31 protein-coding genes are annotated in these 25,012 nt (G+C 45.2%); 16 read left to right on the top strand and 15 right to left on the bottom strand.

Annotated elements, in window-relative coordinates; all coding sequences use genetic code 11:
- Positions 1–280: 280 nt before the first annotated feature.
- The 8 genes from J7E38_RS08720 (at position 281) to J7E38_RS08685 (ending at position 7,333) form a co-directional block, all read left to right on the top strand.
- Entirely contained in the window at positions 281–2,698 is a 2,418-nt protein-coding gene (locus J7E38_RS08720; protein ID WP_214706563.1) for a Na+/H+ antiporter subunit A, read from the top strand.
- Positions 2,685–3,107 carry a Na(+)/H(+) antiporter subunit B gene (locus J7E38_RS08715; RefSeq protein WP_144478582.1) on the top strand — a complete coding sequence of 141 codons (423 nt, stop codon included), beginning with the start codon at positions 2,685–2,687 and terminating at the stop codon, positions 3,105–3,107. The genes J7E38_RS08720 and J7E38_RS08715 overlap by 14 nt, the downstream gene beginning before the upstream one ends.
- Positions 3,107–3,448 (top strand): Na(+)/H(+) antiporter subunit C, encoded by a 342-nt coding sequence (locus J7E38_RS08710; RefSeq protein WP_144478580.1) that lies wholly within the window; start codon positions 3,107–3,109, stop codon positions 3,446–3,448. The genes J7E38_RS08715 and J7E38_RS08710 overlap by 1 nt, the downstream gene beginning before the upstream one ends.
- Positions 3,441–4,922: a Na+/H+ antiporter subunit D gene (locus J7E38_RS08705; RefSeq protein WP_214706562.1), complete on the top strand. Its 1,482-nt coding sequence runs from the start codon at positions 3,441–3,443 to the stop codon at positions 4,920–4,922. Before J7E38_RS08710 ends, J7E38_RS08705 begins: the two co-directional genes overlap by 8 nt.
- Positions 4,923–4,928: 6 nt before the next feature.
- Positions 4,929–5,405, top strand: coding sequence for a Na+/H+ antiporter subunit E (locus tag J7E38_RS08700; protein ID WP_214706561.1), 477 nt, complete (start codon positions 4,929–4,931; stop codon positions 5,403–5,405).
- A 14-nt stretch (positions 5,406–5,419) separates the two neighbouring features.
- Positions 5,420–5,695 carry a Na(+)/H(+) antiporter subunit F1 gene (locus J7E38_RS08695; RefSeq protein WP_483297165.1) on the top strand — a complete coding sequence of 92 codons (276 nt, stop codon included), beginning with the start codon at positions 5,420–5,422 and terminating at the stop codon, positions 5,693–5,695.
- Entirely contained in the window at positions 5,673–6,044 is a 372-nt protein-coding gene (mnhG, locus tag J7E38_RS08690; RefSeq protein WP_144478572.1) for a monovalent cation/H(+) antiporter subunit G, read from the top strand. Before J7E38_RS08695 ends, mnhG begins: the two co-directional genes overlap by 23 nt.
- 140 nt (positions 6,045–6,184) lie before the next feature.
- A complete protein-coding gene (locus tag J7E38_RS08685) occupies positions 6,185–7,333 on the top strand; it encodes an FAD-dependent monooxygenase (protein WP_214706560.1) in 1,149 nt (382 codons plus the stop codon).
- Between the two features lie 867 nt (positions 7,334–8,200).
- Here the strand turns inward: J7E38_RS08685 and J7E38_RS08680 are convergent.
- Positions 8,201–8,587, bottom strand: coding sequence for a PaaI family thioesterase (locus J7E38_RS08680; RefSeq protein ID WP_214706559.1), 387 nt, complete (start codon positions 8,585–8,587; stop codon positions 8,201–8,203).
- A 123-nt stretch (positions 8,588–8,710) separates the two neighbouring features.
- Here J7E38_RS08680 and J7E38_RS08675 point away from each other — a divergent pair, with 123 nt between their 5' ends.
- On the top strand, positions 8,711–8,872 hold the full coding sequence (locus J7E38_RS08675; protein ID WP_144479017.1) for an asparagine synthase: 162 nt from the start codon (positions 8,711–8,713) through the stop codon (positions 8,870–8,872).
- Positions 8,873–8,928: 56 nt separating this feature from the next.
- On the opposite strand, the gene J7E38_RS08670 is transcribed toward J7E38_RS08675, so the two are convergent.
- Positions 8,929–9,534 carry a DedA family protein gene (locus tag J7E38_RS08670; RefSeq protein ID WP_214706557.1) on the bottom strand — a complete coding sequence of 202 codons (606 nt, stop codon included), beginning with the start codon at positions 9,532–9,534 and terminating at the stop codon, positions 8,929–8,931.
- A 202-nt stretch (positions 9,535–9,736) separates the two neighbouring features.
- Between J7E38_RS08670 and J7E38_RS08665 the strand changes: the two genes are divergently transcribed.
- Positions 9,737–10,081: a YuzC family spore coat inner layer protein gene (locus J7E38_RS08665; RefSeq protein WP_214706556.1), complete on the top strand. Its 345-nt coding sequence runs from the start codon at positions 9,737–9,739 to the stop codon at positions 10,079–10,081.
- Positions 10,082–10,132: 51 nt separating this feature from the next.
- Here J7E38_RS08665 and J7E38_RS08660 read toward each other — a convergent pair whose 3' ends face one another.
- From J7E38_RS08660 to J7E38_RS08640, 5 genes are all read right to left on the bottom strand, one after another.
- Complete coding sequence (locus tag J7E38_RS08660) at positions 10,133–10,321, bottom strand: hypothetical protein (protein WP_214706555.1); 189 nt, start codon at positions 10,319–10,321, stop codon at positions 10,133–10,135.
- Between the two features lie 94 nt (positions 10,322–10,415).
- Positions 10,416–11,012, bottom strand: a complete 597-nt coding sequence (locus tag J7E38_RS08655; RefSeq protein ID WP_214706554.1) for a sulfite oxidase-like oxidoreductase — start codon at positions 11,010–11,012, stop codon at positions 10,416–10,418.
- Positions 11,013–11,172: 160 nt separating this feature from the next.
- Positions 11,173–12,486 (bottom strand): Na+/H+ antiporter family protein, encoded by a 1,314-nt coding sequence (locus J7E38_RS08650; protein WP_214706553.1) that lies wholly within the window; start codon positions 12,484–12,486, stop codon positions 11,173–11,175.
- Between the two features lie 244 nt (positions 12,487–12,730).
- Entirely contained in the window at positions 12,731–14,242 is a 1,512-nt protein-coding gene (locus tag J7E38_RS08645) for a leucyl aminopeptidase (protein ID WP_214706552.1), read from the bottom strand.
- An 87-nt stretch (positions 14,243–14,329) separates the two neighbouring features.
- The gene (locus J7E38_RS08640) at positions 14,330–14,707 is read right to left on the bottom strand and encodes a DUF309 domain-containing protein (protein WP_483297164.1); all 378 of its coding nucleotides are present in this window, start codon (positions 14,705–14,707) and stop codon (positions 14,330–14,332) included.
- Positions 14,708–14,830: 123 nt separating this feature from the next.
- Here J7E38_RS08640 and J7E38_RS08635 point away from each other — a divergent pair, with 123 nt between their 5' ends.
- Positions 14,831–15,304 (top strand): divergent PAP2 family protein, encoded by a 474-nt coding sequence (locus tag J7E38_RS08635; RefSeq protein WP_214706549.1) that lies wholly within the window; start codon positions 14,831–14,833, stop codon positions 15,302–15,304.
- A 15-nt stretch (positions 15,305–15,319) separates the two neighbouring features.
- Positions 15,320–16,087: a cobalamin-binding protein gene (locus J7E38_RS08630; protein WP_214706548.1), complete on the top strand. Its 768-nt coding sequence runs from the start codon at positions 15,320–15,322 to the stop codon at positions 16,085–16,087.
- Positions 16,088–16,123: 36 nt separating this feature from the next.
- Here the strand turns inward: J7E38_RS08630 and J7E38_RS08625 are convergent, their stop codons facing one another.
- From J7E38_RS08625 to J7E38_RS08605, 5 genes are all read right to left on the bottom strand, one after another.
- Positions 16,124–16,834, bottom strand: a complete 711-nt coding sequence (locus J7E38_RS08625) for a 3D domain-containing protein (protein WP_215038321.1) — start codon at positions 16,832–16,834, stop codon at positions 16,124–16,126.
- Positions 16,835–17,053: 219 nt separating this feature from the next.
- Positions 17,054–17,374 (bottom strand): YuiB family protein, encoded by a 321-nt coding sequence (locus J7E38_RS08620; RefSeq protein ID WP_214706547.1) that lies wholly within the window; start codon positions 17,372–17,374, stop codon positions 17,054–17,056.
- 135 nt (positions 17,375–17,509) lie between these two features.
- Positions 17,510–17,635, bottom strand: coding sequence for a YuiA family protein (locus J7E38_RS08615; RefSeq protein WP_176167275.1), 126 nt, complete (start codon positions 17,633–17,635; stop codon positions 17,510–17,512).
- A 156-nt stretch (positions 17,636–17,791) separates the two neighbouring features.
- Positions 17,792–18,274 (bottom strand): NUDIX domain-containing protein, encoded by a 483-nt coding sequence (locus J7E38_RS08610; RefSeq protein ID WP_214706546.1) that lies wholly within the window; start codon positions 18,272–18,274, stop codon positions 17,792–17,794.
- Between the two features lie 182 nt (positions 18,275–18,456).
- Positions 18,457–19,674, bottom strand: coding sequence for an NAD(P)/FAD-dependent oxidoreductase (locus J7E38_RS08605; protein WP_214706544.1), 1,218 nt, complete (start codon positions 19,672–19,674; stop codon positions 18,457–18,459).
- A 374-nt stretch (positions 19,675–20,048) separates the two neighbouring features.
- On the opposite strand from J7E38_RS08605, the gene J7E38_RS08600 reads away from it, so the two are divergent.
- The gene (locus tag J7E38_RS08600) at positions 20,049–21,044 is read left to right on the top strand and encodes an NAD(P)/FAD-dependent oxidoreductase (RefSeq protein WP_214706541.1); all 996 of its coding nucleotides are present in this window, start codon (positions 20,049–20,051) and stop codon (positions 21,042–21,044) included.
- A 95-nt stretch (positions 21,045–21,139) separates the two neighbouring features.
- Here J7E38_RS08600 and J7E38_RS08595 read toward each other — a convergent pair whose 3' ends face one another.
- Positions 21,140–21,502 carry a HesB/IscA family protein gene (locus tag J7E38_RS08595; RefSeq protein WP_215038319.1) on the bottom strand — a complete coding sequence of 121 codons (363 nt, stop codon included), beginning with the start codon at positions 21,500–21,502 and terminating at the stop codon, positions 21,140–21,142.
- A gap of 175 nt (positions 21,503–21,677) precedes the next feature.
- Between J7E38_RS08595 and J7E38_RS08590 the strand changes: the two genes are divergently transcribed.
- The gene (locus tag J7E38_RS08590; protein WP_214706540.1) at positions 21,678–22,373 is read left to right on the top strand and encodes a DUF2225 domain-containing protein; all 696 of its coding nucleotides are present in this window, start codon (positions 21,678–21,680) and stop codon (positions 22,371–22,373) included.
- A gap of 96 nt (positions 22,374–22,469) precedes the next feature.
- Here the strand turns inward: J7E38_RS08590 and J7E38_RS08585 are convergent, their stop codons facing one another.
- A complete protein-coding gene (locus J7E38_RS08585) occupies positions 22,470–22,709 on the bottom strand; it encodes a YuzB family protein (RefSeq protein WP_079507135.1) in 240 nt (79 codons plus the stop codon).
- Between the two features lie 250 nt (positions 22,710–22,959).
- Here J7E38_RS08585 and J7E38_RS08580 point away from each other — a divergent pair, with 250 nt between their 5' ends.
- On the top strand, positions 22,960–24,027 hold the full coding sequence (locus J7E38_RS08580) for an NAD(P)/FAD-dependent oxidoreductase (RefSeq protein ID WP_214706538.1): 1,068 nt from the start codon (positions 22,960–22,962) through the stop codon (positions 24,025–24,027).
- Between the two features lie 248 nt (positions 24,028–24,275).
- Here J7E38_RS08580 and J7E38_RS08575 read toward each other — a convergent pair whose 3' ends face one another.
- The gene (locus tag J7E38_RS08575) at positions 24,276–24,602 is read right to left on the bottom strand and encodes a YuzD family protein (RefSeq protein ID WP_214706536.1); all 327 of its coding nucleotides are present in this window, start codon (positions 24,600–24,602) and stop codon (positions 24,276–24,278) included.
- A gap of 152 nt (positions 24,603–24,754) precedes the next feature.
- On the opposite strand from J7E38_RS08575, the gene J7E38_RS08570 reads away from it, so the two are divergent.
- Positions 24,755–24,991, top strand: coding sequence for a NifU family protein (locus J7E38_RS08570; protein ID WP_023626615.1), 237 nt, complete (start codon positions 24,755–24,757; stop codon positions 24,989–24,991).
- The last annotated feature ends 21 nt before the right edge of the window (positions 24,992–25,012 follow it).

Below are 25,012 nucleotides of genomic sequence, written 5' to 3'. Positions count from 1 at the left end.
TCACTGTTAGTATGCAGAAAGAATCAGGATTTTATTCAGCATTCAACAACAAGTTAAACTGCCCAAGGCTGCCTAGAGAAAGCATATTCAGGTATGAAACGGGCCATTTGCTGGAGCTTAATTCAGAAAACCTTGATTTATCAAGGGAGTTTTCATGCATCCCCCTCTTTTTTACGATATAATTTTTACAACAGTGAGTTAGGGGCATGAAGTTGGGTTAAATGGCAAAAAATATAATGTTAAGCCATGAATTTGGAATTAAATAAGGAGGTATTATCATTTGTCTTTACTACACCTTGCAGTTTTATCACCGCTTTTACTCGCGATCTTAATTCCATTTATACATAAGTATTTCAAGAGTATCCATACAGGCTGGTTCCTGCTGCCGCTGCCGGCTGTGCTGTTTGCATACTTCCTGAAGTTCATCGGCACCACTGGCCATGGCGGCACAGTCATGGAAACGGTGCCCTGGATTTCATCGCTTGGGATTGATTTTACGTTAAAAGTTGACGGCCTTGGGCTGCTATTCGCCCTGCTGATCACCGGAATCGGCGCTCTCGTTGTGCTGTATTCAATTTATTATCTGTCACCGGACAAGGAAAAGCTGAATACCTTCTATGTCTACTTGCTTTTATTTATGGGAGCCATGCTCGGTGTCGTCTTGTCGGACAACCTGATCGTCCTGTATACATTCTGGGAACTGACCAGTTTTTCATCATTCCTGCTGATTGGCTACTGGAACCATCGAGAACGCTCCCGCTACGGTGCGCAAAAATCGATGCTGATCACGGTTTTCGGAGGACTTTCCATGCTTGGGGGCATCCTGATGCTTTATATCATCACTGGGACCTTCAGCATTTCTGAAACGATTCAAATGTCCAATCAAGTTATGAACCATCCTTTATTCACCGTGACTTTGATTCTATTTCTGCTCGGTGCTTTTACAAAATCAGCGCAGTTCCCGTTCCACATCTGGCTGCCTGATGCCATGGAGGCTCCTACTCCTGTCAGTGCGTATCTGCACTCAGCGACGATGGTCAAGGCCGGCATCTATCTTGTAGCCCGCATGACACCTGTTTTTGCCCATTCAGGCACATGGGTATGGCTTGTTGCCGGAGTCGGTGTGCTCACATTATTCTGGGGTTCTTTTTCTGCGGTAAAACAGACCGATTTAAAAGCAATTCTTGCATTCTCAACTGTCAGCCAGCTCGGCATGATCATGTCACTTCTTGGGGCCGGTGCTGCTGCACTTCATTATGGCACGATTAAAGATGGCTATTATATTGTTGCGGTCACTGCCGCGGTCTTCCATCTGATCAATCACGCTACGTTCAAAGGGAGCCTGTTCATGGTGACAGGAATTATCGACCATGAAACTGGGACAAGGGATATCCGCAAGCTTGGCGGTTTGATGAACTTCATGCCAATCACATTCACGCTTGCCATCATCGGAACCTTCTCCATGGCCGGGATTCCTCCGTTCAACGGATTCCTGAGTAAGGAAATGTTCTTTACAGGCATGCTGCGAGTGGCGGAAATGGATATTTTCAAAATGGATACATGGGGCATCCTGTTTCCAATCATCGCCTGGACAGCTAGTGTGTTCACGTTCCTTTACAGCATGATGTATGTATTCAAGACTTTCACGGGCAAGTACCAGCCTGAAAAATTGGAAAAGAAACCGCATGAAGCACCAATCGGCATGCTGATTTCACCGGTCATACTTGCATCACTCGTGATCATTTTCGGTATTTTCCCGAATGTACTGTCGCATAACATCATATCGCCGGCAATGGGAGCCATCCTGCCGTCATTGCTTGACAACGGTGAAGGATTCGACGTCCATATTTCGCACTGGCACGGACCAACAGCTGAATTGTTCATGACAATCGGTGTCATCACACTCGGAATTTTACTCTATAAGTTCATGCCAAAATGGACTGGCGTTTACCGCATGTTCCCAGAGCGCCTGGCACTTAATCATTTATATGACCGAGGACTGGAAACCATCCAGCTAGTCTCTAAAGATATCACAAAGTCTTATATGACGGGTTTCATACGGTCATATCTAGTGTATATTTCCTCATTCTTCATTCTGATCCTGGCTTCGACTCTATTTTATAAAAACGCATTTAAAATGGATCTCAGCAATATCGCCCCAGTCCACATAACGGAAGTCATACTGGTGCTGATCATTGCTGTATCATCAATTATGATTTTATTTGCCAAATCAAGATTGACTTCAATTATCCTGCTCGGTGCTGTCGGGTATACAGTCGCTCTATTCTTCGTCATTTTCCGGGCGCCTGACCTCGCACTGACACAACTAGTGATCGAAACGGTTTCTGTAGCGCTATTCCTGCTCGCGTTTTATCACTTGCCTCAGATCAGAAGGAACGAAGAGCGAATCCGCTTTAGGGCTACGAACGCTGTAATTTCAATTGGCGTCGGAGCGGTCGTGACGATGATTGCCCTATCTGCCCACAGCAATAAAATGTTTGGATCGATTGCGGATTATTATATCGAGAATACCTATAAAAAAGCTGGCGGCGAAAACATGGTCAACGTCATCCTTGTTGATTTCCGCGGCTTTGACACAATGTTTGAAATTACCGTACTTGGCATCGCTGCCCTCGGGATCTTCGCGATGATCAAGCTGCGTATGACAAGGGGGAAAGAATTGGATGAAAACAAATGATATAATCCTCCAGACTGTCACGAAGTTAACCTTGTTTGTCATCATCCTGTTTTCTATCCACCTGTTCTTTGCAGGCCATTACCATCCGGGTGGAGGATTCGTTGGCGGATTGATGACATCCGGGGCAATCGTCCTCCTGCTGCTGGCTTTTGATATAAAGACGGTCAAGGCAATCTTGCCTGTCGATTATATTAAACTGATCGCGGTGGGACTAATCTTTGCTATCGGAACTGGAGCAGGAGGTTTATTTTTCAACAAGCCATTCCTGACGCATGCCTATACTTATGTTTATTTGCCGCTCCTCGGCAAAACATCCCTGCATACGGCGGTATTGTTTGATACCGGAGTTTTCCTTGTCGTCATTGGTGTGACAATGACCATTATTCAAACGATTGGAGAGAGCGAATAATGGAAATCTTAATGGCATTTCTAATTGGAATCTTATTTATGACAGCCACCTACCTGATGCTTTCGAAAAGCCTGCTCAGGATTATCATTGGTACGGGCCTGTTAAGCCATGGAGCCCATTTGTTGATTTTAACAATGGGAGGTTTGAAGAGGGGGACAGTCCCTTTGCTGGGTGAACATGCCGAATCCTACGTTGACCCGCTGCCACAGGCGCTGATTTTAACTGCGATCGTCATCAGCTTTGGTGTGACAGCATTTTTCCTGGTGCTTGCCTACCGTGCTTATCAGGAGCTTGGAACGGATAATATGGATCGCTTGAGAGGAAAGGAAGGACATGAATAATCTAATCATCTTACCCATCTTAATTCCTCTGATAACAGGGGTTATACTCATATTTTTCACAAAAAACATCATGGCCCAGCGCTGGATATCTGCAATAAGCGCGGTAATCACTGTTATTGCAGCCTCCATGCTGGCAAATCATGTATATAGAGATGGCATCCAGACAATGGACCTCAGTAACTGGGAAGCGCCTTACGGGATTACGCTCGTATCAGATATGCTTTCCGCCCTGCTTGTATTGACGACCAGTATCATCGCTCTTGCCGCTTTATTCTATTCCTTTAAATCAATTGGGGAAGCGCGCGAAAAATTTTATTATTATCCGGTTGTCAACTTTCTGATGGTAGGTGTAAACGGTGCCTTTACAACAGGGGATATATTTAACTTGTTTGTATTTTTCGAAGTAATGCTTATGTCTTCGTATGTGCTGCTGGTATTGGGCGGGACGAAAATCCAGCTGCGCGAATCGATAAAATACATACTTGTGAACGTCATTTCCTCAGCACTGTTCGTCATCGCAGTCGCTTATTTGTACTCAGTAGTAGGGACATTGAATATGGCACATATCTCGGTGAGGATCAGCGAACTTGGAGACATGGGCATCATTACGGTCATTGCTGTATTGTTCCTCATTGTGTTTGGCCTGAAAGGAGCGATTTTCCCGCTTTATTTCTGGCTTCCAGGGTCTTATTATGCACCGCCTGCACCTGTAATGGCCTTGTTTGGAGCATTGCTGACTAAGGTCGGTGTCTATTCGATCACAAGGACTTATACGTTGTTCTTTTACCATGATGCCGGCTATACGCATCAATTGCTCCAGATTCTTGCCATCCTGACGATCATCGTCGGTGCTATCGGAGCAATTGCATATTCGGACATCAAGAAAATCATCATTTATAACATTATCGTGGCAGTCGGGGTCATCTTGTTCGGGGTCTCTGTACTGACCCCGGAATCTCTCACGGGCTCTGTGTTTTATCTGATCCATGACATGAACATCAAAGCGGCGCTCTTCTTGTTGATTGGAATTATCATTGCAATTACAGGGACAAGTGACCTGAATAAGATTAGCGGTCTGATCAATGGATATCCCGCTTTAGGATGGACCTTCTTCATCGCTGCGCTGGCACTCGCAGGTATACCGCCGCTCAGCGGATTTGCAGGTAAAATCATGCTGGTCCGATCCGGCTTCGAGAACGAAAGCTATCTTGGTGCGTTCGTTGTCCTGATGTCTAGTTTACTGGTCCTGTTTTCCGTCATGAAGATATTTATCCGAGGCTTCTGGGGAACACCTCGAGCTTATAAGAATGAGGAAAAATCTCCAGTGAAATGGCTGCTCATCGCACCGGCCGTCCTGACCGCGTTCGCTGTCCTGTACGGCTTCGGAACTGAAGCAATTTATCCGGTCATCTCCAATGCAGCAGAAACGCTGGCGAATCCGGAAATCTATATCAATGCTGTTTTAAAGGAGTGATGAGACATGGCTTTTCAAATCTTGCTGAATTTCATTCTGGCCTTTGTGTGGATGTTCCTTAAAACATCCTACTCCCCGGCTTCGTTTTTCGTCGGGTATTTCTTCGGCCTGCTCATCATTTATATTTTCCGCCGATTCTTCACTTCCCGTTTTTATTTGTTGAGGGTAGTGGCAGTAGTAGACCTGATCTACATTTTCACGAGGGAATTAATCCTTTCAAATATCGATGTCCTCAAGGCAGTTCTAAGGCCCAAGCTCAATATCAAGCCCGGAATCTTCGCATTCCCGACAGAATTGAAGCAAGACTGGGAGATTACAATGCTCGCAAACTTGATAACCTTGACCCCTGGAACCCTTGTCGTCGATATCTCTGATGATAATAAGATTCTGTATGTACATGCGATGGACATCAGTGATGCGGACGAAGCGATTCAAAGCATCAAAAATACGTTCGAAAAGGCAATTATGGAGGTGAGCCGATAATGTTCGATACCGTCATGTGGATTTCAGTTACCTTCATATCACTTGCGATGATAGGCCTGATTTACCGTGTTATCAAGGGGCCGACAGTGGCTGACCGGGTAGTTGCCCTGGACGCGATCGGAATCAGTCTGGTTTCTGTGGTTGCTTTAGTGTCAATCCTTCTCGATACGAGTGCATTTCTCGATATCATCCTGCTGATAGGGATACTGGCATTCATCGGAACAGTCGCCTTTTCAAAGTTTCTTGAGAAGGGAGTAATCATGGAATATGACAGAAATGGAGATCGTTAAGTTTTTTGCTGGCTTATTCATCCTGATCGGTGCATTCCTCAGCCTTGTGACAGCATTCGGGCTTATCAGGCTGCCGGATGTTTATACGAGGAACCACGCGGCATCTAAAAGTGCCACGATGGGTGTAATGCTTGTATTGCTTGGAACCTTCCTTTATTTTTGGCTAATTGAAGATCATTTTAATTCACGATTATTGCTGGGAATTGGCTTCATCTTCCTTACATCCCCTGTTGCCGGGCACCTGATTTCAAGAGCAGCATATAACAGCGGGGTAAAGCTGTCGGACCGTACTGTGCAGGATGACCTTGCAAAGGCACGGAAAGAGATCGCTGAAAATCAATCCAAATAACCATATGAAAGGCCATCAGGTACATTCCCCTGATGGCCTTTTTTTGTACATGGAAATTTCAAAGTTTATCCATACCAACCACAGAAGCAGCGGAGTATAGTTAAGATGAAAAGTCAGTCTGACAGAATGGAGGGAGAAAAATGGAGGATGAAAAAATCGCAATCGTCGGCGGCGGAATCAGCGGATTGTGCACAGCCATTGCCCTGCAGAAAAATGGAATCCATGCGGAGATTTATGAAAAAGAAAAACGGGTCCAGCAACCGGACACAGGTATGATCTTAAGCGGCAATGCAATTAGGGCCTTTTACCTCATGGGATTAGGCCCCGAATTGCTGGCTCACGGCCTTGATGCAGATGCATGCCAGCTGAAGTCCGATTTTGGGAATACCATTGCTACATTCGATTATCATGCACCTTCCCATATCCCAAACTATCTGTTCATCCATCGCTCCTCTCTTCAAAAGATATTGATGGATGCTCTTCTTCCGGGCTGTCTTCATTTGGAAAAACACTTGATTGATTTTACCCAGGGTCAGGTCGTGACATTATTTTTCAAGGATGGCACCACCGTGGATTCGGACTACCTGATAAGCTGTGACGGCGCATCTTCACCCATTCGCTCAAAACTGTTCCCTGAAAGCACCCTGACCCACACAGGCTATTCCTGCTGGCGAGGTTTGATCGAAGACCCTCCACTCCAAGTGAATGCTTATACCGAAACCTGGGGAGCAAGAGGAAAATTCGGCATCGCCCCTTTAACTGATCAGCAGATCTTTTGGTACGCCTTTAAAAAAACATCGGATGACAGCAGTCTTAGCACATGGACCCCAATCGACTTATTATTCAACTTTTTCTACTACCATGACCCTATCCAGGAACTCCTGGAAAATACCTCAGCCGACCAGATTCTATACGATGATATTTATGAATTAAAACCCTTAACACCACTTCAATCCGAAAACATTCTCTTTCTCGGGGATTCCGCCCACGCCTCAATGCCCAATATCGGCCAGGGAGCCTCACAGGCAGCTGAAGATGCCGTCTACCTGGCAAAATGGTTAAGCAAAGAAGCTTCAGGTTTGGAAGCCTTTAAAAAATACACCCAGCACAAACGCGAACGAACCAAGCAGATTAAAGATGAGATGAAAATCTACGGCCTTGCATCCCAAGTCGACTTCCCAATCCTTTGCTCCATCCGGAATAAACTGCTCCAGATGGCACCAGCCTCCTTCCATAATGAAAAGCTAAGGAGGATCATTGAAATTGAGGAGGATATGGAGAGGATGTAGCTTAGAGTGCATAGGTTTGGAGTCTAAAGGGTGGCGCTGTATTCGAAACATGTGCTGATTCCTGATGAAAGCTGTTAAAAGCCCATTGGTTTTTTGACAGCCTTTTTGCTTTTCGCTTTGGACCTGTCAAGATAACGTCACTTTCTTGACAGCTTTTCAGCATCTACACCCGAACCTGTCAAAATAACGTCGCTTTCTTGACAGCTTTGAGCCTTCTACCCCCGAACCTGTCAAAATAACGTCGCTTTCTTGACAGCTTTTCGGCATCTACACCCGAACCTGTCAAAATAACGTCGCTTTCTTGACAGCTTTTCTCCTTCTACCCCTGAACCTGTCAAGATTACGTGGCTTTCTTGACAGCTTTTCGCCTTCTCTCCCCGAACCTGTCAAAATTACGGTGTTTTCTTGACAGCTTTTCAGCATCTACACCCGAACCTGTCAAAATAACGTCGCTTTCTTGACAGCTTTTCGGCATCTACACCCGAACCTGTCAAAATTACGTCGCTTTCTTGACAGCTTTTCGCCTTCTCTCCCCGAAGTTGTCAAAATAAGGTTGTCTTCTTGACAGCTTTGAGCCTCATACTAAAGAACCTGTCCGAACTTCAAGCTACTTCGGACAACTTCATCAGTGTTTCCCAGAAACCAGTCCGAACCTCGCACTACTTCGGACAGCTTTTTCGGTTTTCCCCCTTAACCTGTCCGAACCTCAGACTACTTCGGACAGCTTTTCCAATTGTTGCTCCTAACCTGTCCGAACTTCGGGCTACTTCGGACAGCTTCATCCGTTTTTCCCACAAACCTGTCCGAACTTCGGGCTACTTCCACCCCCCTCCAAAGCACAAAAAAACACCAGCCAATTCGGCTGGTTTACTTTTTTCGCTTGATCACGGCGATAGTGCATCTAGATATGCAGACAAGATTGTTGTCTTCGTCTGTAATTTTGATATCCCAGACCATTGTGGTTTTTCCTTGATGGAGGACGGTGCCGACAGCTGTGACTACGCCTTCTCTTTTTGCCCTGATGTGGTTGGCGTTGATTTCAAGGCCGACTACGACCTCGTTTTCTTGATCGACTAGCTCAAATGCACCTACGCTGGCGACGGTTTCTGCAAGGGCAACGGAGGCTCCTCCATGCAGCAGGCCAAATGGCTGTCTCGTCCTGTCATCGACGGGCATCGTGGCGACCACTTTTCCTTTTTGCAGTTCTGTTATTTCGATTCCAAGCGAGCCTAGCAGTGTGTTGTTCAAATCCATATTCTTAACCTCCTTATATTTGGCAAACAATCGCAAGGGATTGTGGGAAAAACTAATCTTGTCCTTACCACTAAGGACCATCAACATCATGAGGTGATTTATTTGAACCGAATTCGCGAAGGCATGATCCCGACAGTTTTAGGTACGGCTGTAACGGCAGCAGGTTATGCGATGAAACAAAATCGCAAGATCGACAAGATGGTTTCCAACACGGTATTCGGTTTTGGATTGGCACATATCGTTCTGGGTGCTATTGATTTGGTCGAGCACAGGAACGATTTTTAACAAAACAGTGGTTACAGGGAAGGCGGCTATTGTTGCTGCCTTTCCTAATAGAGGGCTCATTCCACTTCGGTGGCTGAGCTCTTCAATTTCTTTCTTTTCACCGTAACAGCAATAAACAGAATCGCAGCGGCGAGGATGGCCAGCCACATTTCATCACTATACTTCATGATCAGTTCCATTTTATCTCCAAATAGGTAGCCTAGCACAAAAATGATCAATACCCAGAAAAAAGCACCGCTATAGGCGAAAATGGCAAATGTCTTGAAGGAAAGCCGGCTGATGCCATAAAGCAATGGCACAAAATACCGGGCTCCAGGAATAAAACAGCTGAGAGACAGTGAAAGCATATGGTATTTATCCATTAACCCCATCGCGGATTCAAGCGAACCTGCTAACCGTTTTTTCCCTTTCAAAAACCGTAGCAGCCGCCTCCCGATCAACCTTCCCAGCCAATAGCTGGAGGTGATGGCTGCCGCTATTCCCAGATAGGTAACTGCGAAGGCAGACAGTGGTGTTAAAGCTCCCTGTGATGAAGCAAGCCCAACAGTCATCAATATGACCTCGTTAGGGACCGGAATGACGAACACCCCGAACCACATCCATAAAAATAACCCCAAATAGCCATTTTCTTCAATCATATTGACGACCAGATCCAAATCCATGAGGTTTTTCCCCTTTCATGCCACCTTGGTCCGATTCTATTTCACAATAGAAGTTATTATGTATAACAATTCTCCTTTTCCCTTTATTTACCCTCTTTTTCCTGACATAAGTATTTTTGGCTTTTCCCACCTTCATACTTGTAGCTGAGATTTCATACATTGAATCATATTATGAACTTACCCGTCAGGAGGGGAAGTACTTATGCATTGTTTATTTTTTCATAAAAACAAGCAAACTGGCACTCGCCGCCCGTATCCGGAAGTGAACGTAACTTTGTTCAAGACCTCAGCTGAGAAAGCTATTGCCCTGATGAAGGATGCCAATCTTGTGATGGCAAAAATCACTTCATCCAGCTCTTTTTCCAGTGATTTAATGTCTGCGGCCCAGCAATCCAATACAAAGGAAGTCGAACGGATGATCAAAGCAACAGGAATCAAGAAATTCCCTAAAATCACTTACAATCCGGATGGAATCACCATGAACTTTGTGGATTATGCAGGGGAAAAAGAATGCTGCCATATCATCACCCAGCTCAGGTGGGAATGAATTCAAAAAAATGCCGCTGTTCCTGAAACAGCGGCTCTTGTTTTTATCTAATTAATAATACGGGAATCCATATCCATAACCATAGCCATAAGGCGGGAATCCACCATAACCGTAGCCATATCCGCCGGGGTACAATAACGCGCTGCCTAAAAGGCCTCCCAGCACTCCGCCAACAAACGGACCTCCAAATCCAAAACCAAATGGACGCCGGCCGCCATAAAATCGTCTTCTTCTATTCATCAGCTACCTCCCTCTTTTTGTATGCCTATAGTACTTCATATGCATACAGAGGGACAGTTGAATAGGCGTTTGTCCATTGTACTGAAAAAAATGCCTAGTCCCAGGTCATCCGCTGCTCTTTCCACGGGTTGCCATACATATGGTAGCCATTTTCCTCCCAGAAACCAGGCCGGTTTTCAGAGGTGAATTCTATGCCCCTGATCCACTTGGCACTTTTCCAGAAGTATAGATGTGGAATGACCGCCCGCAATGGATAGCCATGCTCAGGAGTTAATGGTTCTCCGTTATGGGAGTGGGCAAGCAGGCTCGTTTCCCTGAGGAAATCCTCAACAGGCAGGTTGGTCGTCCAGTTTTCTTCAGCATGCAGGATAACATATTTAGCAGCTTCCTTTGGTTTGGCCAGCCTCGCCAGCTCCACCGTGGATACTCCTTCCCAGACATTATCAAGCTTGGACCAGCCAGTCACACAGTGAATGTCATTGCCCGAGTTCATTTGCGGCAAGTCCATCAACTCTTTATAGGATAAAATCACTTCTTTTTCCACAAGTCCAAAAATCTTCAGGGTCCAATCATCAAGATTTTTATAGTATGGGACGTTTCCATAATGCAGGACAGGGAACGATCTCGTAACATTCTGGTTCGGCGGGACTCTGTCCGAAGGGCCCTTCTTCCGTGGTTTTCCGAAGTACATGTTGATCACCTCTTTTTATTATCCTACCGAAATTCACCTTTTAAATAAAGGCTGAAGAATAGGTCGGAATTGATTTGCGAACCTGGCAGCAAAGTTGACGGAACGAGCCTAGATAGACAAAGCCGCCCTGCCTGTAAAAAGGAGGACGGCATATAGAATATTATAGAACCATTGCGGCAATCCAGCCGAAAATGATCAATGGAATATTGTAGTGCACGAACGTCGGGACAACTGTATCCCAGATGTGATTGTGCTGAGCGTCCGCATTCAAACCAGCGGTCGGTCCAAGCGTACTGTCTGATGCAGGAGAACCGGCATCACCAAGTGCAGCTGCTGTTCCGACAATCGCAATCGTAGCCATCGGGCTGAAGCCTAATTGAAGACTTAGCGGCACGAAGATCGTTGCAATGATTGGAATTGTCGAGAACGAAGAACCGATTCCCATTGTGACGAGCAAGCCGACTACCAGCATCAACAAAGCGCCCATGGCTTTATTATTGCCAATCGCATCGGCAGCCTGCGTAACAAGGCTCTCCACATCCCCTGTTTCTTTCAATACTTCTGCGAATCCGAATGCTGCCAGCATGACGAATCCGATGAACGCCATCATTTTCATACCTTCGGTTAAAAGATTGTCTGCTTCACGCCACTTAATCGCTCCGCTTGCATATACGACGATTATACCCGCAAGCGCGCCCATGATCATCGAATCGAAAAACAGCTGTGCTGCAAGGGCTGCGATAATCGCAACAAAAGAGAAAATGATGCCTGCCTTCGAGTACTCATTTCTTTCCATTTCGACCACTTGGTGATCTTCATAATTTCTAGGTTTGCGGTAGGATACAAAAATCGCAATCAGCAAACCGACTACCAGGCCTGCAGTAGGAAGCAGCATCGCTGTCGGGATATCACCTTTATCGATATTCATCCCGCCTTCAGCCATATTCGTAGCCAGGATATCGTGGAAAATCCCGCCGAAACCTACCGGCAGCAAAATATATGGCGCGGTCAGCCCGAATGTCAAAACAGATGCTATCAAACGCCTGTCAATCTTCAGCTCATTGAAGACGATCAACAATGGCGGAATCAGGATCGGAATAAACGCAATGTGGATCGGAATCAGGTTTTGCGAGAAAATCGCCATCATTAAAATTAAAATCACAATAATAGCTTTTGAATAAGTTTTTGCTTTTGACTCGCCTTTTTTGCCAATCATGCTGATCATCCAGTCAACGATCAGGTTGGGCAATCCAGTCTTGGAAATGGCTACTGCGAACCCGCCAAGCAATGCATAGCTCAGCGCAACCTCGGCACTGCCGCCAAGTCCACCTGAAAAAACCTCAATTGTCTTTTCTATACTCAAGCCGCCAGTCAAACCGCCGATCAGCGCTCCGGCAATTAATGCCAATACAACATTGACACGAAGCAAGCTCAGGATCAGCATCGCCAGCACGGCAATAACAACTGCATTCATGGGAAAGTGCTCCTCTCGATGATAAAATACTTTAGTTTGGTAAATTGGTAGAGAATTAAAATGACAAGTATTAAATTATCATAGAATTGTTTTTTATGTCAATGGGTTTGTTTGATTTAGTGTTTCGATTAGCATTGAAATTTATGTTAAAAATGGGGGAATGCTCAGGTGTGGTATTTATACCTCTGTCAGTTCACAAAAAAACCCCAAAGTCTCATGTGGACTTCGGGGTTTTCCATTCTATTTATTTTTCATCTTCTTCTGTCTCAAATCGTTCAACGAGCAATGCGAGTGTTCGAGCCATGACGCCGGTCGCCCCTGCTGGTCCCAGGTCATATTCTTTGTTGGTAGTGGCTGTTCCGGCGATGTCGAGATGCACCCATGGAGTGCCTTCTGCAAACTCACCGACAAAAGCTCCGCCCATGATCGCATGTCCTTCGGCACCTGGTGAATTGTTCAGGTCGGCGATTTTGCTGCCCCGCACGCGCTCAATGTCGCGCTCAAACAATGGCAAGCGCCAGATTGGCTCTCCTGACTCATAGGAAGCCTCAAGCACTTGTTCGAAGAATTCCTCGTTGTTCGTCAAAGCTCCCGATGTATGAAGACCTAAAGCCGTGATGACTCCGCCTGTCAGAGTTGCTATATCAACGAGGTAATTTGCGCCGTGATGCTTAGCGTATGTCATAGCATCAGCAAGCACTAGGCGTCCTTCTGCATCAGTATTCAGCACCTCAATTGTTTTTCCGCTCATGGATGTGATGACGTCATCTGGCTTGAATGCAGTACCGCTGATCATGTTGTCAGTAGACGGAATCACGGCAACAACATTGCGCTCCGGTTTCAGTTCGCCGATGATCTCCATTGCACCAAGCACTGCCGCTGCACCGCCCATATCGGACTTCATGCCGACAATGCCAGCCTTCGTTTTGATTGAGTAGCCTCCAGTGTCAAACGTAATGCCCTTGCCGACCAGACCGATGACATCATTCCACTCTTCCTTGCCCTGATACTTTAGGACAATCATTTTCGGCGGCTCTGCTGATCCCTGATTGACAGCCAGCAACGCACCCATACCGAGCTTTTCCATTTCCTCTTTTTCTAAAATTTCTGCTTCGAACTCATATTTTTCTGCCAGCTTCAGTGCATATCCCGCCATATCCGTCGCAGTCAATAGATTGCCTGGTGTATTGACGAGTGTCCGTGCTGAATTCGTTCCCTTCCCGAAAACATAGCCGACCTCTAGCGCTGCTTCCACATCGCCTTCTCCATCGGCACTGTAAACAGTCAGGCTCTCAATGTGCTTTTCTGGCTCGTTGGATTTTTGCTTGTAGCCTGCAAATTCATATGTAGCCATCGGGAAAGCTTCTCCAAGTGCATGTGCTGCATCATTGATCTCGACGCTGTCACTTGTAAAAGTATCCAACAGAACTGCTGCTTCCGTCCATTTTTCCTTCTTGGCTGTCTTGAACAGACGGCCAAACGCGTCCCTCAAAGTCTCGAATTTGTATTCTTTCTCATGACCAAGACCGACAAAATAGATCTTCCTCGCGCCAGTTTTACCGAAAGTATGTATTTTGGAAACCTCTTTTTTCCTTGTTGAAATATCCCCGCTTTTGATCAGTTCAGTCAATTGTCCGTCAAAAAGCTTGTCTGCTTCCCCAACAACACCTTCAAGACCTGATGGCTTATTGAACAGGCCAATCACAAGGCAGTCATGGCTGTTGGTCAAATTAAATTGATTGCTAACTGTAAACAAATCGTTCACCCCTCCATCTTTATACTTTCATTATATCGAAACAGCTTAAATATTTCGACTTCCGCAGTTTTATTTTTAATCGAACTGCTAATCTTCCAGATATAAATATAAAACCGGCAGCTCTGGCAGTGTCCCGACTTCTTCATAGGGAACACGGTCAAGTCCGTCAGGGAATGTTTCGATGCACTTTTCGATGAAGGGATATATTTTTTCCAGATCAAGTCCCCAGTGGATCGGGCGGTATGTTTGCAGATAATCATGCGCCGCCTGCATCATCAGCCGCGCTCCCTTCACATTTCCGTAGCTGTAATGGTAGATGGCGACGCTCATTTGCAGCAGCCCTTTTAAAAAAAGATTTCCTTTATCCGTCATCCACATATCTTCCAGCAAGTCATGGCAGGTATAATAGTCCCCTTCGTTGAATTTAATAAAGAACTCATAATACTCTTCAGGGTAGCCTGTCACATCCCTCACCTCCATCCTGAACGTTAGAACTATTTTATCAAACATCGGCCGCCGGCTGTAATGTTATCATTTAACTTGGGTATTACTGAAAAAGGTACTTTTATAGAAAGAGGGGGAACATCTATGGAATTATTAACGAATTTCCCATTATGGGCCTCGCTGGCGGCGATTTTTTTCGCGCAGTTCGTGAAGGTCCCGATTCAATATATTGCGACAAGGAGGATCGACTGGTCGCTGCTGACGAGTACGGGCGGTATGCCGAGCTCACACTCCGCCGCTGTGACGGCTTTGTCGACCGGGGTTGCTCTTCAAACAGGACTTGATTCAGCGGTATTTGCTGTTTCGGCTGTCTTTGCGATTATCACGATGTTTGATGCCTCGGGGGTCCGCAGGCAGGCCGGGGAGCAAGCCATTGTCCTGAACCAGCTTGTGGCTGATTTTGGCCGCTTTGCCAACGAGGCCAAAGGCTGGCAGGATAAGCCCGAGCAGGAAAAGCAAAAAGAGCTGAAAGAACTGCTGGGACACAAGCCAATCGAAGTATTTTTCGGCGGATTGACTGGCATTTTGCTGACTTTGCTTCTGCATTATCTTTTATAAGGCGGGTGGATTCGTATGAAAGTAGTATCATTATGTCCCAGCAACACCGAAATCATGGAATTTCTCGGGCTGACCCATCTTCTTGTCGGAGTGGATGATTTCTCCGATTGGCCGGAAGCGGTAAAGTCGCTGCCAAAGCTTGGCCCGGACCTTTCGATCAATCTTGACCTTGTTGAAGAACTGAAGCCAGACCTCGTGCTTGCATCGTTAAGTGTTCCCGGAATGGAAAAGAATATCGAAGGACTGAAGGCACGCAATATTCCTCACATCATCCTGAATCCGCAATCCCTTAAGGATATTGAAAATGATTTAGTGATTACGGCCAAAGCCTTGAACATGCCGGATCGCGGGCAGGAAGCAGCAGAAAAGTTCAGGAACCGGCTGGAGAACATTAGGCAAAAAGGGAAAGCAGCTAAATGGAAACCGAAGCTGTACTGGGAATGGTGGCCCAAACCCGTATTCACCCCCGGCAGGATCAATTGGCTGACTGAAATATCAGAGGCTGCCGGTGCTGAAAATATTTTCTACGATGTAGAGCTTGCCAGCATACAAACCGACTGGGATGATGTAAAATCGCGGAACCCGGATTATATTTGTATCGCCTGGGTTGGTGTCAGGAAGCAGAAGGTTAAAAAAGAATTGATCATAAACAGGCCCGGCTGGGAGGAACTTGACGCTGTTAAGGAAGACCGTCTTTTCATCCTCGAGGAAGAACTGTATTGCCGGCCGTCCCCACGGCTTTTGGATGGTCTGGATAAACTGCACCATCTCATTCACGATTAAAAAGGCACTTTCCCCCGAGGAAAGTGCCTTTACCTTTTAAGATTTCTTCCCGCCAATATACTGCTGGCGGAAAACCTGCATGGATTCATTTTCGTTGAGTGCTTTCAGGTCATCTTCTGTAAGCTTGCCGTTACCCATTTCAATTATGTATGCATCCAGCGTCTTCTTGCCCCACTGTTCATATACATCCTTTACGGTATCGTAGTATAAGTCCACTTTATTTCCCTTGATTGCCCCGCCTTTATCGGCGACAACGCCAAATCCATAGCCAGGGATGAAAAGGATGGTTCCGATCGGGAATACATTCAGGTCAGCCGCTACTGTCGAATAGAGGTCACGTTTAACCTTTACACCTGAATAGGTGATTCCATAGCCTGGATGCCCAGGATTTTTACCAGTGGATTCAATTCCGGCCGTATACCCCGTTGCAATGATCTGCTTTGTCGGGTATTGTGACCAGTTCATCGATTCCTCAAGCGTCGGCGGTGCGCCGGCTACCTTTTCACTAGAAGAAATTTTCGTCGTAAAATCTGAAACTTTTTTCAAAAACTTGAGGGCAAGCCCCATTGACTTTTTCTTATGATCAAAACTTGAATTTTCCTCTTGTTGTGTGCCAGCACTGTCAAAAACGTATGTAGAAACAGTGGAAGCTTCCACTCCTGAAATCGAGTGGAAAGTTGAAGTTATAGCAGCAAAAAATAAAACTGCCATAGCTGAGCGTTTAGCCCACATTTTTAAAATATTCATATAATTTTTCACTCCTCCCAAAACTATTAATTTCCCAACAAAACAAGAAATATTCCAAAAGGAGCAAAAAAAGGATCAAAAGGCCTATTTACACTTCCATTAAAAGTAAATTTTACTGTTCACCTTCATTTTTCAAGTTCACTATTTTAATATTAGTCTCTGACCAATCCTTAATTTTATGCATAAAAAAAACCCTCAATAAAATTGAAGGTCGCCTTTTTAAAACATTTGATATCCTTTTTTTCGTAAAAGTTTGATGACAACACCGGCCAGGATGGCACCGGCAAGCCCGCTGCTTAGAATCAGCACATCTGCGGCAGCCAGATGTGAAATCCGCTGTCCAAGATCACGGAAAGCTTCCCCGCTGTTGCGGAAGTAATCGATCAATGGATACTTATCAATAATGAATATCGCAATCACTGGATAAACGATCGCCATTACCCAGGACATCCTCAGCAGCATATTCAATAAAAATCCAATCCCGAAAAACAGGACAAAAAACAATAACATCGAAATGATCAGTGTGACAACCGTCATCATGTCTATATCCCCCCATTAAACATCATTTCTAGTTTACTGTTTGTCCGTTTTCGAGTCAATGAAATGGTGCAGTCTCTCCCTATTCGAGGCAAAAAGAAAAACCCCGCAAGATGCGAAGGTCAAAGATGCTTTGCCTTATTTTTTTGATTTTCCGGAACCGCTGCAGCATGTGCATGTTTCTGAGCCGCCAAGAAGCAATTGGAAGTAGCCTTTACCTGAGCAATAAGGACATTCCTTTGAATCATGTGCCTGCATTTTCATAAGAGAATCTCTCCTTTTTATTATAGAATTTTCTGATAATATATCAGAGATTCATCATTTTTGAAAAGGTCCAAATTCGACCGAAATTCCACATTGAAAACGGATACATCCTATTTTTTCTTTAAATATCTGTCACTCTCTTTAAATTTCAGAAAATTATAAAAATAATTGATATGCACTATAGTGAAACTGCTTTCCAGGGTCAAGGCCCTGTTTGCCGCTGATTACATGAGCTATCGGTTTACTCAAAAGGTAATGCAGCAGCATCGATGTATGAGGGTCCGATTTTAAATGAATAGGTGACAAAAATCCAGCTTCATATAATTCCGTTTCTTCCGCCGTCACTTCCTGATCCGGCAATGGTTTTAACAAAAAAACGAGCATATTATCGCTGATCGATTCCCTGATTACGCCGGTTCGCACCCCAAGAAGACCGGTGACAGTGCACTCAATTCCTGTTTCTTCCTTCACTTCCCTGAGAACCGCCTGGTCAGCGGTTTCTCCTTCCTCAACAAATCCAGCAGGCAGGGACCAGCTTCCCTCCAGCCCGCCATAGCGCTTTTTGACAACAAGCCAGCGCCCATCCTCATCGATAACGACTCCGGCAACCCCAAGCCAGACATTTTCCCGTTTTCCCATTTGATCCCCATCCAATAATTTATTATAAGAATATTGTACACGATAGAATTTGGCTTAGTCATACTTCCCGGCCGGACCTTGCGTGAATCTGCTTTACTCAGTTGGACCATGACCGCCTTACCATTTTAGCCATGGACAAAAATAAAAACAGGCCCCGTAAAGAGCCTGTTTCAGTATATCTATTATAGAATGTTGAATTTGCCTTTTTTAAGAACCATTGAAGGTCCGCCAATCATATAAAGCGCACGGTTGTCGATCATCTTTTTCATGAAGGAAGCTTTCGTGCCGACCATTTTCTTGCCGAATGCTACGCCGATTGCGTCATCTTCACCAAGTGAACATACTGTTCCTTTGATATCTGGAGTGAAGGTTTCGAGCTCGGATTTGCCGCGGACAAGCGCCGCAAGATTCCTAGCGCAAACTTCACCCTGCTGCATTGCAATTTGTGCAGTCGGAGGAAATGGACGATTGATTTCTTCATTGATGATCAATGAGCAGTCACCCACGATGAATACATCATCTGATCCTGGCAGGCGAAGGTCCGGCTGGACTTTCACACGGCCACGCATTGCTTCAATGCCCGATCTTTCGATGACGGAGTTGCCGCGTACACCTGCTGCCCAGACCACTGTGCCAGCTTTGATTTCTTCGACTTCATCCTCACCTTTTGCGACGATGATACCTTCAGGAGTCGCTTCCTTGATTGCTGTGCCGATGCGGAATTCCACACCTTTTTTCTCAAGCGTAGCAACTGCATAGTTGACAAGCTCAGGGTCGAAACCAGGAAGAACCATTGGCGCAGCTTCAACACATACAATTTTTACTTTATGGTAATCTACATCATATTCACGGCAAAGTTCAGGAACTCGGTTTGTCAGTTCACCAAGGAACTCGATTCCTGTGAAGCCTGCACCGCCAACAACGATTGTCAGGCGCTCATCTTTCCTCTCGGCTTCAGTATTATATGTTGCGAATTGATATTCGATATGCTCACGGATCTGTCTGGCTGAGTTGACATTGACGATAGAGAAAGCATACTCTTTCAAGCCTTTAATACCGAAAGTTTCAGGTTCAGCACCCAGGGCGATGACCAGATAATCATATACGATGTCACCGTTCTCAAGGATTACACGCTTCTCATCCATCTTGATCTCTTCAACAGACCCCTGGACGAATTCAACCTTATGGCGATCGATTACATCACGAACATCATAGCGGACTCTGTCATGATGCAAAGTTCCTGCAGATGCTTCATGCAGCCATGTAGTTTCATAGTGGTAATCATTTTTGTTGACAAGGACAATGTCAGCCTCGTTTACTCCAACAGCTTTTTGTAAACGGGTAGCTGTCATTAATCCCCCGTATCCTGCTCCTAAAATTACGATCTTTGGCTTTCTCAAAGTGATCACTTCCACCTTTTTAAAATATTTTTGGTCGACTGGCTTATCTCTCTTTGACGCCATCATTCCCGGATAAGTTTGTGATATTATTCACTAAAATGTTCAAAAAAATGTCCTGAAAATGTCACAAAATCTTAACATTATTGCCTACAATCCATCTTATTCTTTTTGCGCCGCATTTTCAAGCGATTCATTCAACTTGGAAATATTCAGAAAATAGGATGATTTCACTATTTTCCCGTTTTGTAAAGGGAATTTTCTATGAAATATATTGTTCCACAAGCATTCTTCTATTATGATTAGGAGTTTATTTTTTCAATTTATGGTATTATAACAATTGGAGCAATTTTACTACATAGTGAGGGGGATATGGAGTGAAAGAAGATCAAAAAGTTTATGACATCACGATAATCGGCGGGGGTCCTGCTGGTCTGTTCACTGCTTTCTACGGCGGAATGAGACAAGCATCTGTTAAGATTATTGAAAGTTTGCCACAGCTAGGCGGGCAATTATCTGCACTTTATCCAGAAAAGTACATATATGATGTTGCCGGCTTTCCAAAAGTCCGCGCCCAGGAGTTGATCAACAACCTGAAAGAGCAAATGGCGAAATTCGAGCCTGCGACTGCTCTTGAACAGTCTGTTGAAAAGCTTGAGAAGCTGGAAGACGGAAATATCAAGCTGACTACTGATAAAGAAGTTCATTATACGAAAACAGTCATCATCACTGCCGGAAACGGTGCGTTCCAGCCACGCAGACTTGAACTTGAAAGCGCTGCCCAATACGAAGGCAAGAACCTGCACTATTTCATTGACGACTTGAACCAGTTCGCTGGCCAGAAGGTCGCAGTTCTCGGCGGCGGGGACTCTGCTGTTGACTGGGCATTGATGCTCGAGCCAATCGCTGAGCAGGTAACCATCGTCCACAGACGCGATAAGTTCCGCGCCCACGAGCACAGTGTTGAAAACCTGCAAAATTCAAAGGTTGATATCAAAACACCTTACGTTCCATCTGAACTGATAGGTGATGGAGAAAAAATCAGCCAGCTTGTCCTTAAGGACGCAAACAGTGAAGAGACAGTAGCTGTTGACGTTGACGCAGTCATCTGCAACTTCGGTTTCGTTTCATCTCTAGGACCAATCAAGGAATGGGGCCTTGAAATCGAAAAGAATGCCATCGTTGTCAACTCTAAAATGGAGACAAATATCCCAGGCGTTTACGCTGCCGGTGATATCTGCACATACGATGGAAAAGTCAAACTAATTGCAACAGGATTCGGTGAAGCACCTACAGCTGTCAACAACGCGAAATCCTATATGGATCCAAAAGCGAAGACTCAGCCGCTTCATAGTTCATCCATGTTTAAATAAGAATTGAAATGCGCAAGCGCCTGTCCAGCTTCAACCACTGCTGGACCAGACACTTGAAAGCTAAAAAAGCAAGGTCCGCGGACCTTGCTTTTTGTTTAGCATTCTTCAGGTGTGCCCTCACGAGTTGCCGTTTTGAAACTGGAACCACAGCCGCATGATGCGATCGCGTTCGGGTTGTCGATTGTGAAGCCGCCGCCCATTAAAGACTGCTTATAGCTGATGGTTGTGCCATTCAGCACTGGAGCGCTGTCCTTATCGACAAGGATCTTGATACCGTGCTGCTCGAGCTGGTTGTCACCTTCTTCGACTTCATGCGCGAAACCCATTCCGTAAGACAGGCCGCTGCAGCCGCCGCCTTTTACAGAAACACGCAGGAAAGCGTCTTCCGTTTCATTTTGCTTCATCATATCTTTAATCTGCAATGCAGCTTCTTTAGTGATAATTACAATGTTTTCCATTTTATTAAAACCTCCTTGTTCCCTTTCTTATAGTATATACAGCATTTTTCCAATCCTCAACCAATCAAGCTGAAAAAGAATATTCTTCAAGTTTTTCCTCCAGCAGCCAAAAAACTTGGTATAATAGACCTAATTACTTTTTAAAAATTTATAGGAGATTCGGCAGGTGACAAAGATGGCTCAACTAGTACCTCTTTATGATAAAAAATACACATGCGCCATGTGCGAGAATTCTTTTACGACCAAGAAGGTTCGCTCCCGTTTTGTGAAAGTCCTCAGCTTTGATTCTGACTTTGCCCCTCAGTATGCCGATGGTTTTGAAAATCCCAATCTTTACTATACCAATGTCTGTCCTGACTGCGGCTATTCTTTTACCGATGAGTTCAGTACCTATTTTCCGCCGGGCGCCAAGCAAGTCATCCAGGATAAAATCTGCAATCAGTGGGCTCCGCATCACTATGGAGGTGAACGGACGATCCAGGAGGCAATGAATACTTTCAAGCTTACAGCCTACAGTTCGACACTGAAGAAAGAGAAACATATTGTTTCGGCCGGCCTGTACATAAGGCTTGCCTGGCTGTATCGCTCAACCGAAAACGATGAACAGGAAATGCGTTTTCTGAAGCTCGCCCTGAAGGAATATACCGAGTCTTACAGCACTGGCGACTATAAAGGCACCCAGGTTTCAGAATTGCGCCTTATGTACCTGATCGGAGAGCTGTCACGAAGAATCGGCCAAACGCAGGACGCCGTCCGCTTTTTCTCGAAGGTAATAGAAAAACAGAGACAATCTGTCGAACCGCAAATCATCCAGCTCGCAAAGGATCGCTGGCAGGAGATGCGGGAAACACAAGCTGTTTCCGGAAACTGAATCTCTCTAAAAAACAAGCCGTTTCGGAAACTAACTTTCTCTGAATCATGAAAAAAGCTGGCGAATGGAACGATTCCATGCCAGCTTTTTTCTATATTAAAACATCGGATTTTCATCCAGGTATTTATAAACGTTTTCAACCAGCTCTTCTGGAGTGTCACCGACTACCGGATCACCGTTAACAAGCGCAAACATAGACATGGCGCATTTTCCACAGTAACCAAGACAGCCATATTCAATGACGTCAAGATCAGGGTCCCGTTCGAGCTCTGCCCTGGCTGCCTGAGAACCGCTCGCAAGATTGCTGATACAAAATTCAATGATCGGCTTAATCATTTGTTTCACCTCTCTACTAATTTTTAATCGTAACCTTTTTCAGGAAAATCGTCAATTTCCCCGGCTTGCTACATCTATAAAATTGTTGTTATTTTGTCACAATTTCGTTATACTTTTTATGGATTAAATCGAATCAGAAAAAATATTGTAGAATAATTTCGAATAATGTATCCGTTTACCGATTGCAAGAACGAGCATAAAAAACCTCCATCATTGACTGTCTGTGATGAGTTAAAAAGGGGAAATTCACATGAGAAATCTCGTTATTCTTGGCGGCGGCTATGGCGGCATGCGTGTCCTCCATAAATTACTGCCGAATGATCTGCCGGAAGATGTATCCATTACATTGATTGACCGCGTTCCTTACCACTGCTTGAAAACTGAATACTATGCCCTGGCTGCAGGCACGATTTCCGATCAGCATATCCGAGTGTCATTTCCTGAACACCCCCGCCTTCAGGTAAAATATGCGGAAGTTACGGCCATCAACCTGGAGGAAAATAAGGTTGAACTGCAGGACAATGACGCTGTGGAATACGATGACCTGATCATCGGCCTAGGCTGTGAAGATAAGTACCACAATGTTCCCGGAGCTGATGAGTTCACGTACAGTATCCAATCGATTGAAAAATCACGTGCTACTTATCAGGCACTGAATAATCTGCCAGCCGGATCAAGTGTGGCGATTGTCGGTGCAGGATTGAGCGGCGTCGAGCTTGCGAGTGAATTGGCAGAAAGCCGCAAAGACTTGAAAATCAAGCTTTTCGACCGCGGAAACCATATTCTGTCCGCATTCTCCGAGCGCCTGAGCACCTATGTGGAAAATTGGTTTGACAACCATAATGTCGAAATCATCAACAATGCCAATATTACGGAAGTACAGAAAAACGTCCTTTATAATCACGATGAGCCGATTGTATGCGACGCGATTGTCTGGACTGCTGGAATTCAGGCAAACCGACTTGTCCGTGAAATGGATGTCGAAAAAGACAGCATGGGCCGGGCCGCGGTGACTCCACAGCACAATTTGCCTGGCCATGAAAATGTCTATGTAGTCGGTGATTGCGCGAGCCTGCCGCACGCACCAAGCGCCCAGCTTGCAGAAGGCCAGGCGGAGCAAATCGTCCAGGTGCTGCAAAAACGCTGGAAAGGTGAAGAACCACCTGAATCCTTCCCGCCGATCAAGCTGAAAGGCGTCATCGGTTCGCTTGGCAAAAAGCACGGTTTCGGTCTGGTTGCCGAACGTCCGATTACTGGCCGCGTCGCACGATTGCTTAAGTCAGGTATTCTGTGGATGTATAAGTATCATAATGGGTGATGTATTTGTGAACCGGGCGAGGGTGCCCGGTTTTTTATTTTCAAAACTGGTAAAAATCAGAGGAAATTTCCAGTTCGCCAATATAATCAGATTTTCGCCAATAAACAGGTCATTTTCGCCAATAAAATATAAAAATCGCCAATAAAGTTGTGAACTCCGCCAAATAAATAATTCCCCCCATATGGTTTCATTCAAATGCTTCGCCAAATATAGAAAAAGCACCCCATTTTGGAATGCTTTCCATCATTTTAAGCCGGTACATACCCATATTTCTCTAATTCTGCGTAAATCGTCTTCAATTTTGGGTTTCCTTCGCCGACAATCTTGCCTTCGAGCAGGACGACGGGATAAAACATGTCTTCTTCGATGACTTTTTCGGCGAATTCCTTTTTGTCTGCTTCTGCTGGAGGGTTGTAGATATCGACATATGTAATCTTAAAAGGCTGGTCTGCATATTTGCGGCCGATCGCGGCTTCGAGCCATTCGTATGTTTCTTTTGAGGATGGCAGGTTGACACAGCTTGGGCATAATACTTCTGCGCCGTACACGACAATTTCTACTTCTTTGCGTTCCATTATCAATTACCCCCTGTTATTTTCTTTTATTTTACTATACGATGAAAGGGATGCATAAGGAAAAAACTGTTGTTCTGAGGTTTTTCATTCAATTGGATAGATTTTTCCGGCTGATGAGATTATAATAAGTATTATGAAAGGAGTCGATTTGCATGACTGAACAGCAAATGTTTGAGCAAGTACAGGAAGTATTAGATAAATTGCGTCCATTCCTTCTTCGCGATGGTGGAGACTGCGAACTAGTGGATGTTGAAGATGGCATTGTTAAACTTCGCCTGCTGGGTGCATGCGGAAGCTGCCCGAGCTCCACAATCACGCTTAAGGCTGGAATCGAACGCGCCCTTTTAGAGGAAGTACCTGGCGTTGTTGAGGTTGAACAGGTATTCTAATTAACCAATAATAAAGCGGTT

The sequence above is a fragment of the Bacillus sp. ISL-35 genome, assembly GCF_018613355.1.
Lineage (GTDB): Bacteria > Bacillota > Bacilli > Bacillales > Cytobacillaceae > Mesobacillus.
This window is presented reverse-complemented; position numbering and strand designations above follow the sequence as displayed.

Excerpts from the sequence above, each read along its gene's own strand:
- J7E38_RS08650 (WP_214706553.1), bottom strand. The coding sequence starts at position 12,486 with ATGAATGCAGTTGTTATTGCCGTGCTGGCGATGCTGATCCTGAGCTTG.
- J7E38_RS08710 (WP_144478580.1), top strand. The coding sequence starts at position 3,107 with ATGGAAATCTTAATGGCATTTCTAATTGGAATCTTATTTATGACAGCC.
- J7E38_RS08590 (WP_214706540.1), top strand. The coding sequence starts at position 21,678 with ATGGCTCAACTAGTACCTCTTTATGATAAAAAATACACATGCGCCATG.
- J7E38_RS08630 (WP_214706548.1), top strand. The coding sequence starts at position 15,320 with ATGAAAGTAGTATCATTATGTCCCAGCAACACCGAAATCATGGAATTT.
- J7E38_RS08615 (WP_176167275.1), bottom strand. The coding sequence starts at position 17,635 with ATGAAAATGCAGGCACATGATTCAAAGGAATGTCCTTATTGCTCAGGT.
- J7E38_RS08570 (WP_023626615.1), top strand. The coding sequence starts at position 24,755 with ATGACTGAACAGCAAATGTTTGAGCAAGTACAGGAAGTATTAGATAAA.
- J7E38_RS08575 (WP_214706536.1), bottom strand. The coding sequence starts at position 24,602 with ATGGAACGCAAAGAAGTAGAAATTGTCGTGTACGGCGCAGAAGTATTA.
- J7E38_RS08580 (WP_214706538.1), top strand. The coding sequence starts at position 22,960 with ATGAGAAATCTCGTTATTCTTGGCGGCGGCTATGGCGGCATGCGTGTC.
- J7E38_RS08675 (WP_144479017.1), top strand. The coding sequence starts at position 8,711 with ATGATCCCGACAGTTTTAGGTACGGCTGTAACGGCAGCAGGTTATGCG.
- J7E38_RS08585 (WP_079507135.1), bottom strand. The coding sequence starts at position 22,709 with ATGATTAAGCCGATCATTGAATTTTGTATCAGCAATCTTGCGAGCGGT.
- J7E38_RS08705 (WP_214706562.1), top strand. The coding sequence starts at position 3,441 with ATGAATAATCTAATCATCTTACCCATCTTAATTCCTCTGATAACAGGG.
- J7E38_RS08620 (WP_214706547.1), bottom strand. The coding sequence starts at position 17,374 with ATGATGACGGTTGTCACACTGATCATTTCGATGTTATTGTTTTTTGTC.
- J7E38_RS08610 (WP_214706546.1), bottom strand. The coding sequence starts at position 18,274 with ATGGGAAAACGGGAAAATGTCTGGCTTGGGGTTGCCGGAGTCGTTATC.
- J7E38_RS08625 (WP_215038321.1), bottom strand. The coding sequence starts at position 16,834 with ATGAATATTTTAAAAATGTGGGCTAAACGCTCAGCTATGGCAGTTTTA.
- J7E38_RS08680 (WP_214706559.1), bottom strand. The coding sequence starts at position 8,587 with ATGGATTTGAACAACACACTGCTAGGCTCGCTTGGAATCGAAATAACA.
- J7E38_RS08695 (WP_483297165.1), top strand. The coding sequence starts at position 5,420 with ATGTGGATTTCAGTTACCTTCATATCACTTGCGATGATAGGCCTGATT.
- J7E38_RS08660 (WP_214706555.1), bottom strand. The coding sequence starts at position 10,321 with ATGAATAGAAGAAGACGATTTTATGGCGGCCGGCGTCCATTTGGTTTT.
- J7E38_RS08635 (WP_214706549.1), top strand. The coding sequence starts at position 14,831 with ATGGAATTATTAACGAATTTCCCATTATGGGCCTCGCTGGCGGCGATT.
- J7E38_RS08700 (WP_214706561.1), top strand. The coding sequence starts at position 4,929 with ATGGCTTTTCAAATCTTGCTGAATTTCATTCTGGCCTTTGTGTGGATG.
- J7E38_RS08665 (WP_214706556.1), top strand. The coding sequence starts at position 9,737 with ATGCATTGTTTATTTTTTCATAAAAACAAGCAAACTGGCACTCGCCGC.
- J7E38_RS08685 (WP_214706560.1), top strand. The coding sequence starts at position 6,185 with ATGGAGGATGAAAAAATCGCAATCGTCGGCGGCGGAATCAGCGGATTG.
- J7E38_RS08715 (WP_144478582.1), top strand. The coding sequence starts at position 2,685 with ATGAAAACAAATGATATAATCCTCCAGACTGTCACGAAGTTAACCTTG.
- mnhG (WP_144478572.1), top strand. The coding sequence starts at position 5,673 with ATGACAGAAATGGAGATCGTTAAGTTTTTTGCTGGCTTATTCATCCTG.
- J7E38_RS08670 (WP_214706557.1), bottom strand. The coding sequence starts at position 9,534 with ATGGATTTGGATCTGGTCGTCAATATGATTGAAGAAAATGGCTATTTG.
- J7E38_RS08655 (WP_214706554.1), bottom strand. The coding sequence starts at position 11,012 with ATGTACTTCGGAAAACCACGGAAGAAGGGCCCTTCGGACAGAGTCCCG.
- J7E38_RS08595 (WP_215038319.1), bottom strand. The coding sequence starts at position 21,502 with ATGGAAAACATTGTAATTATCACTAAAGAAGCTGCATTGCAGATTAAA.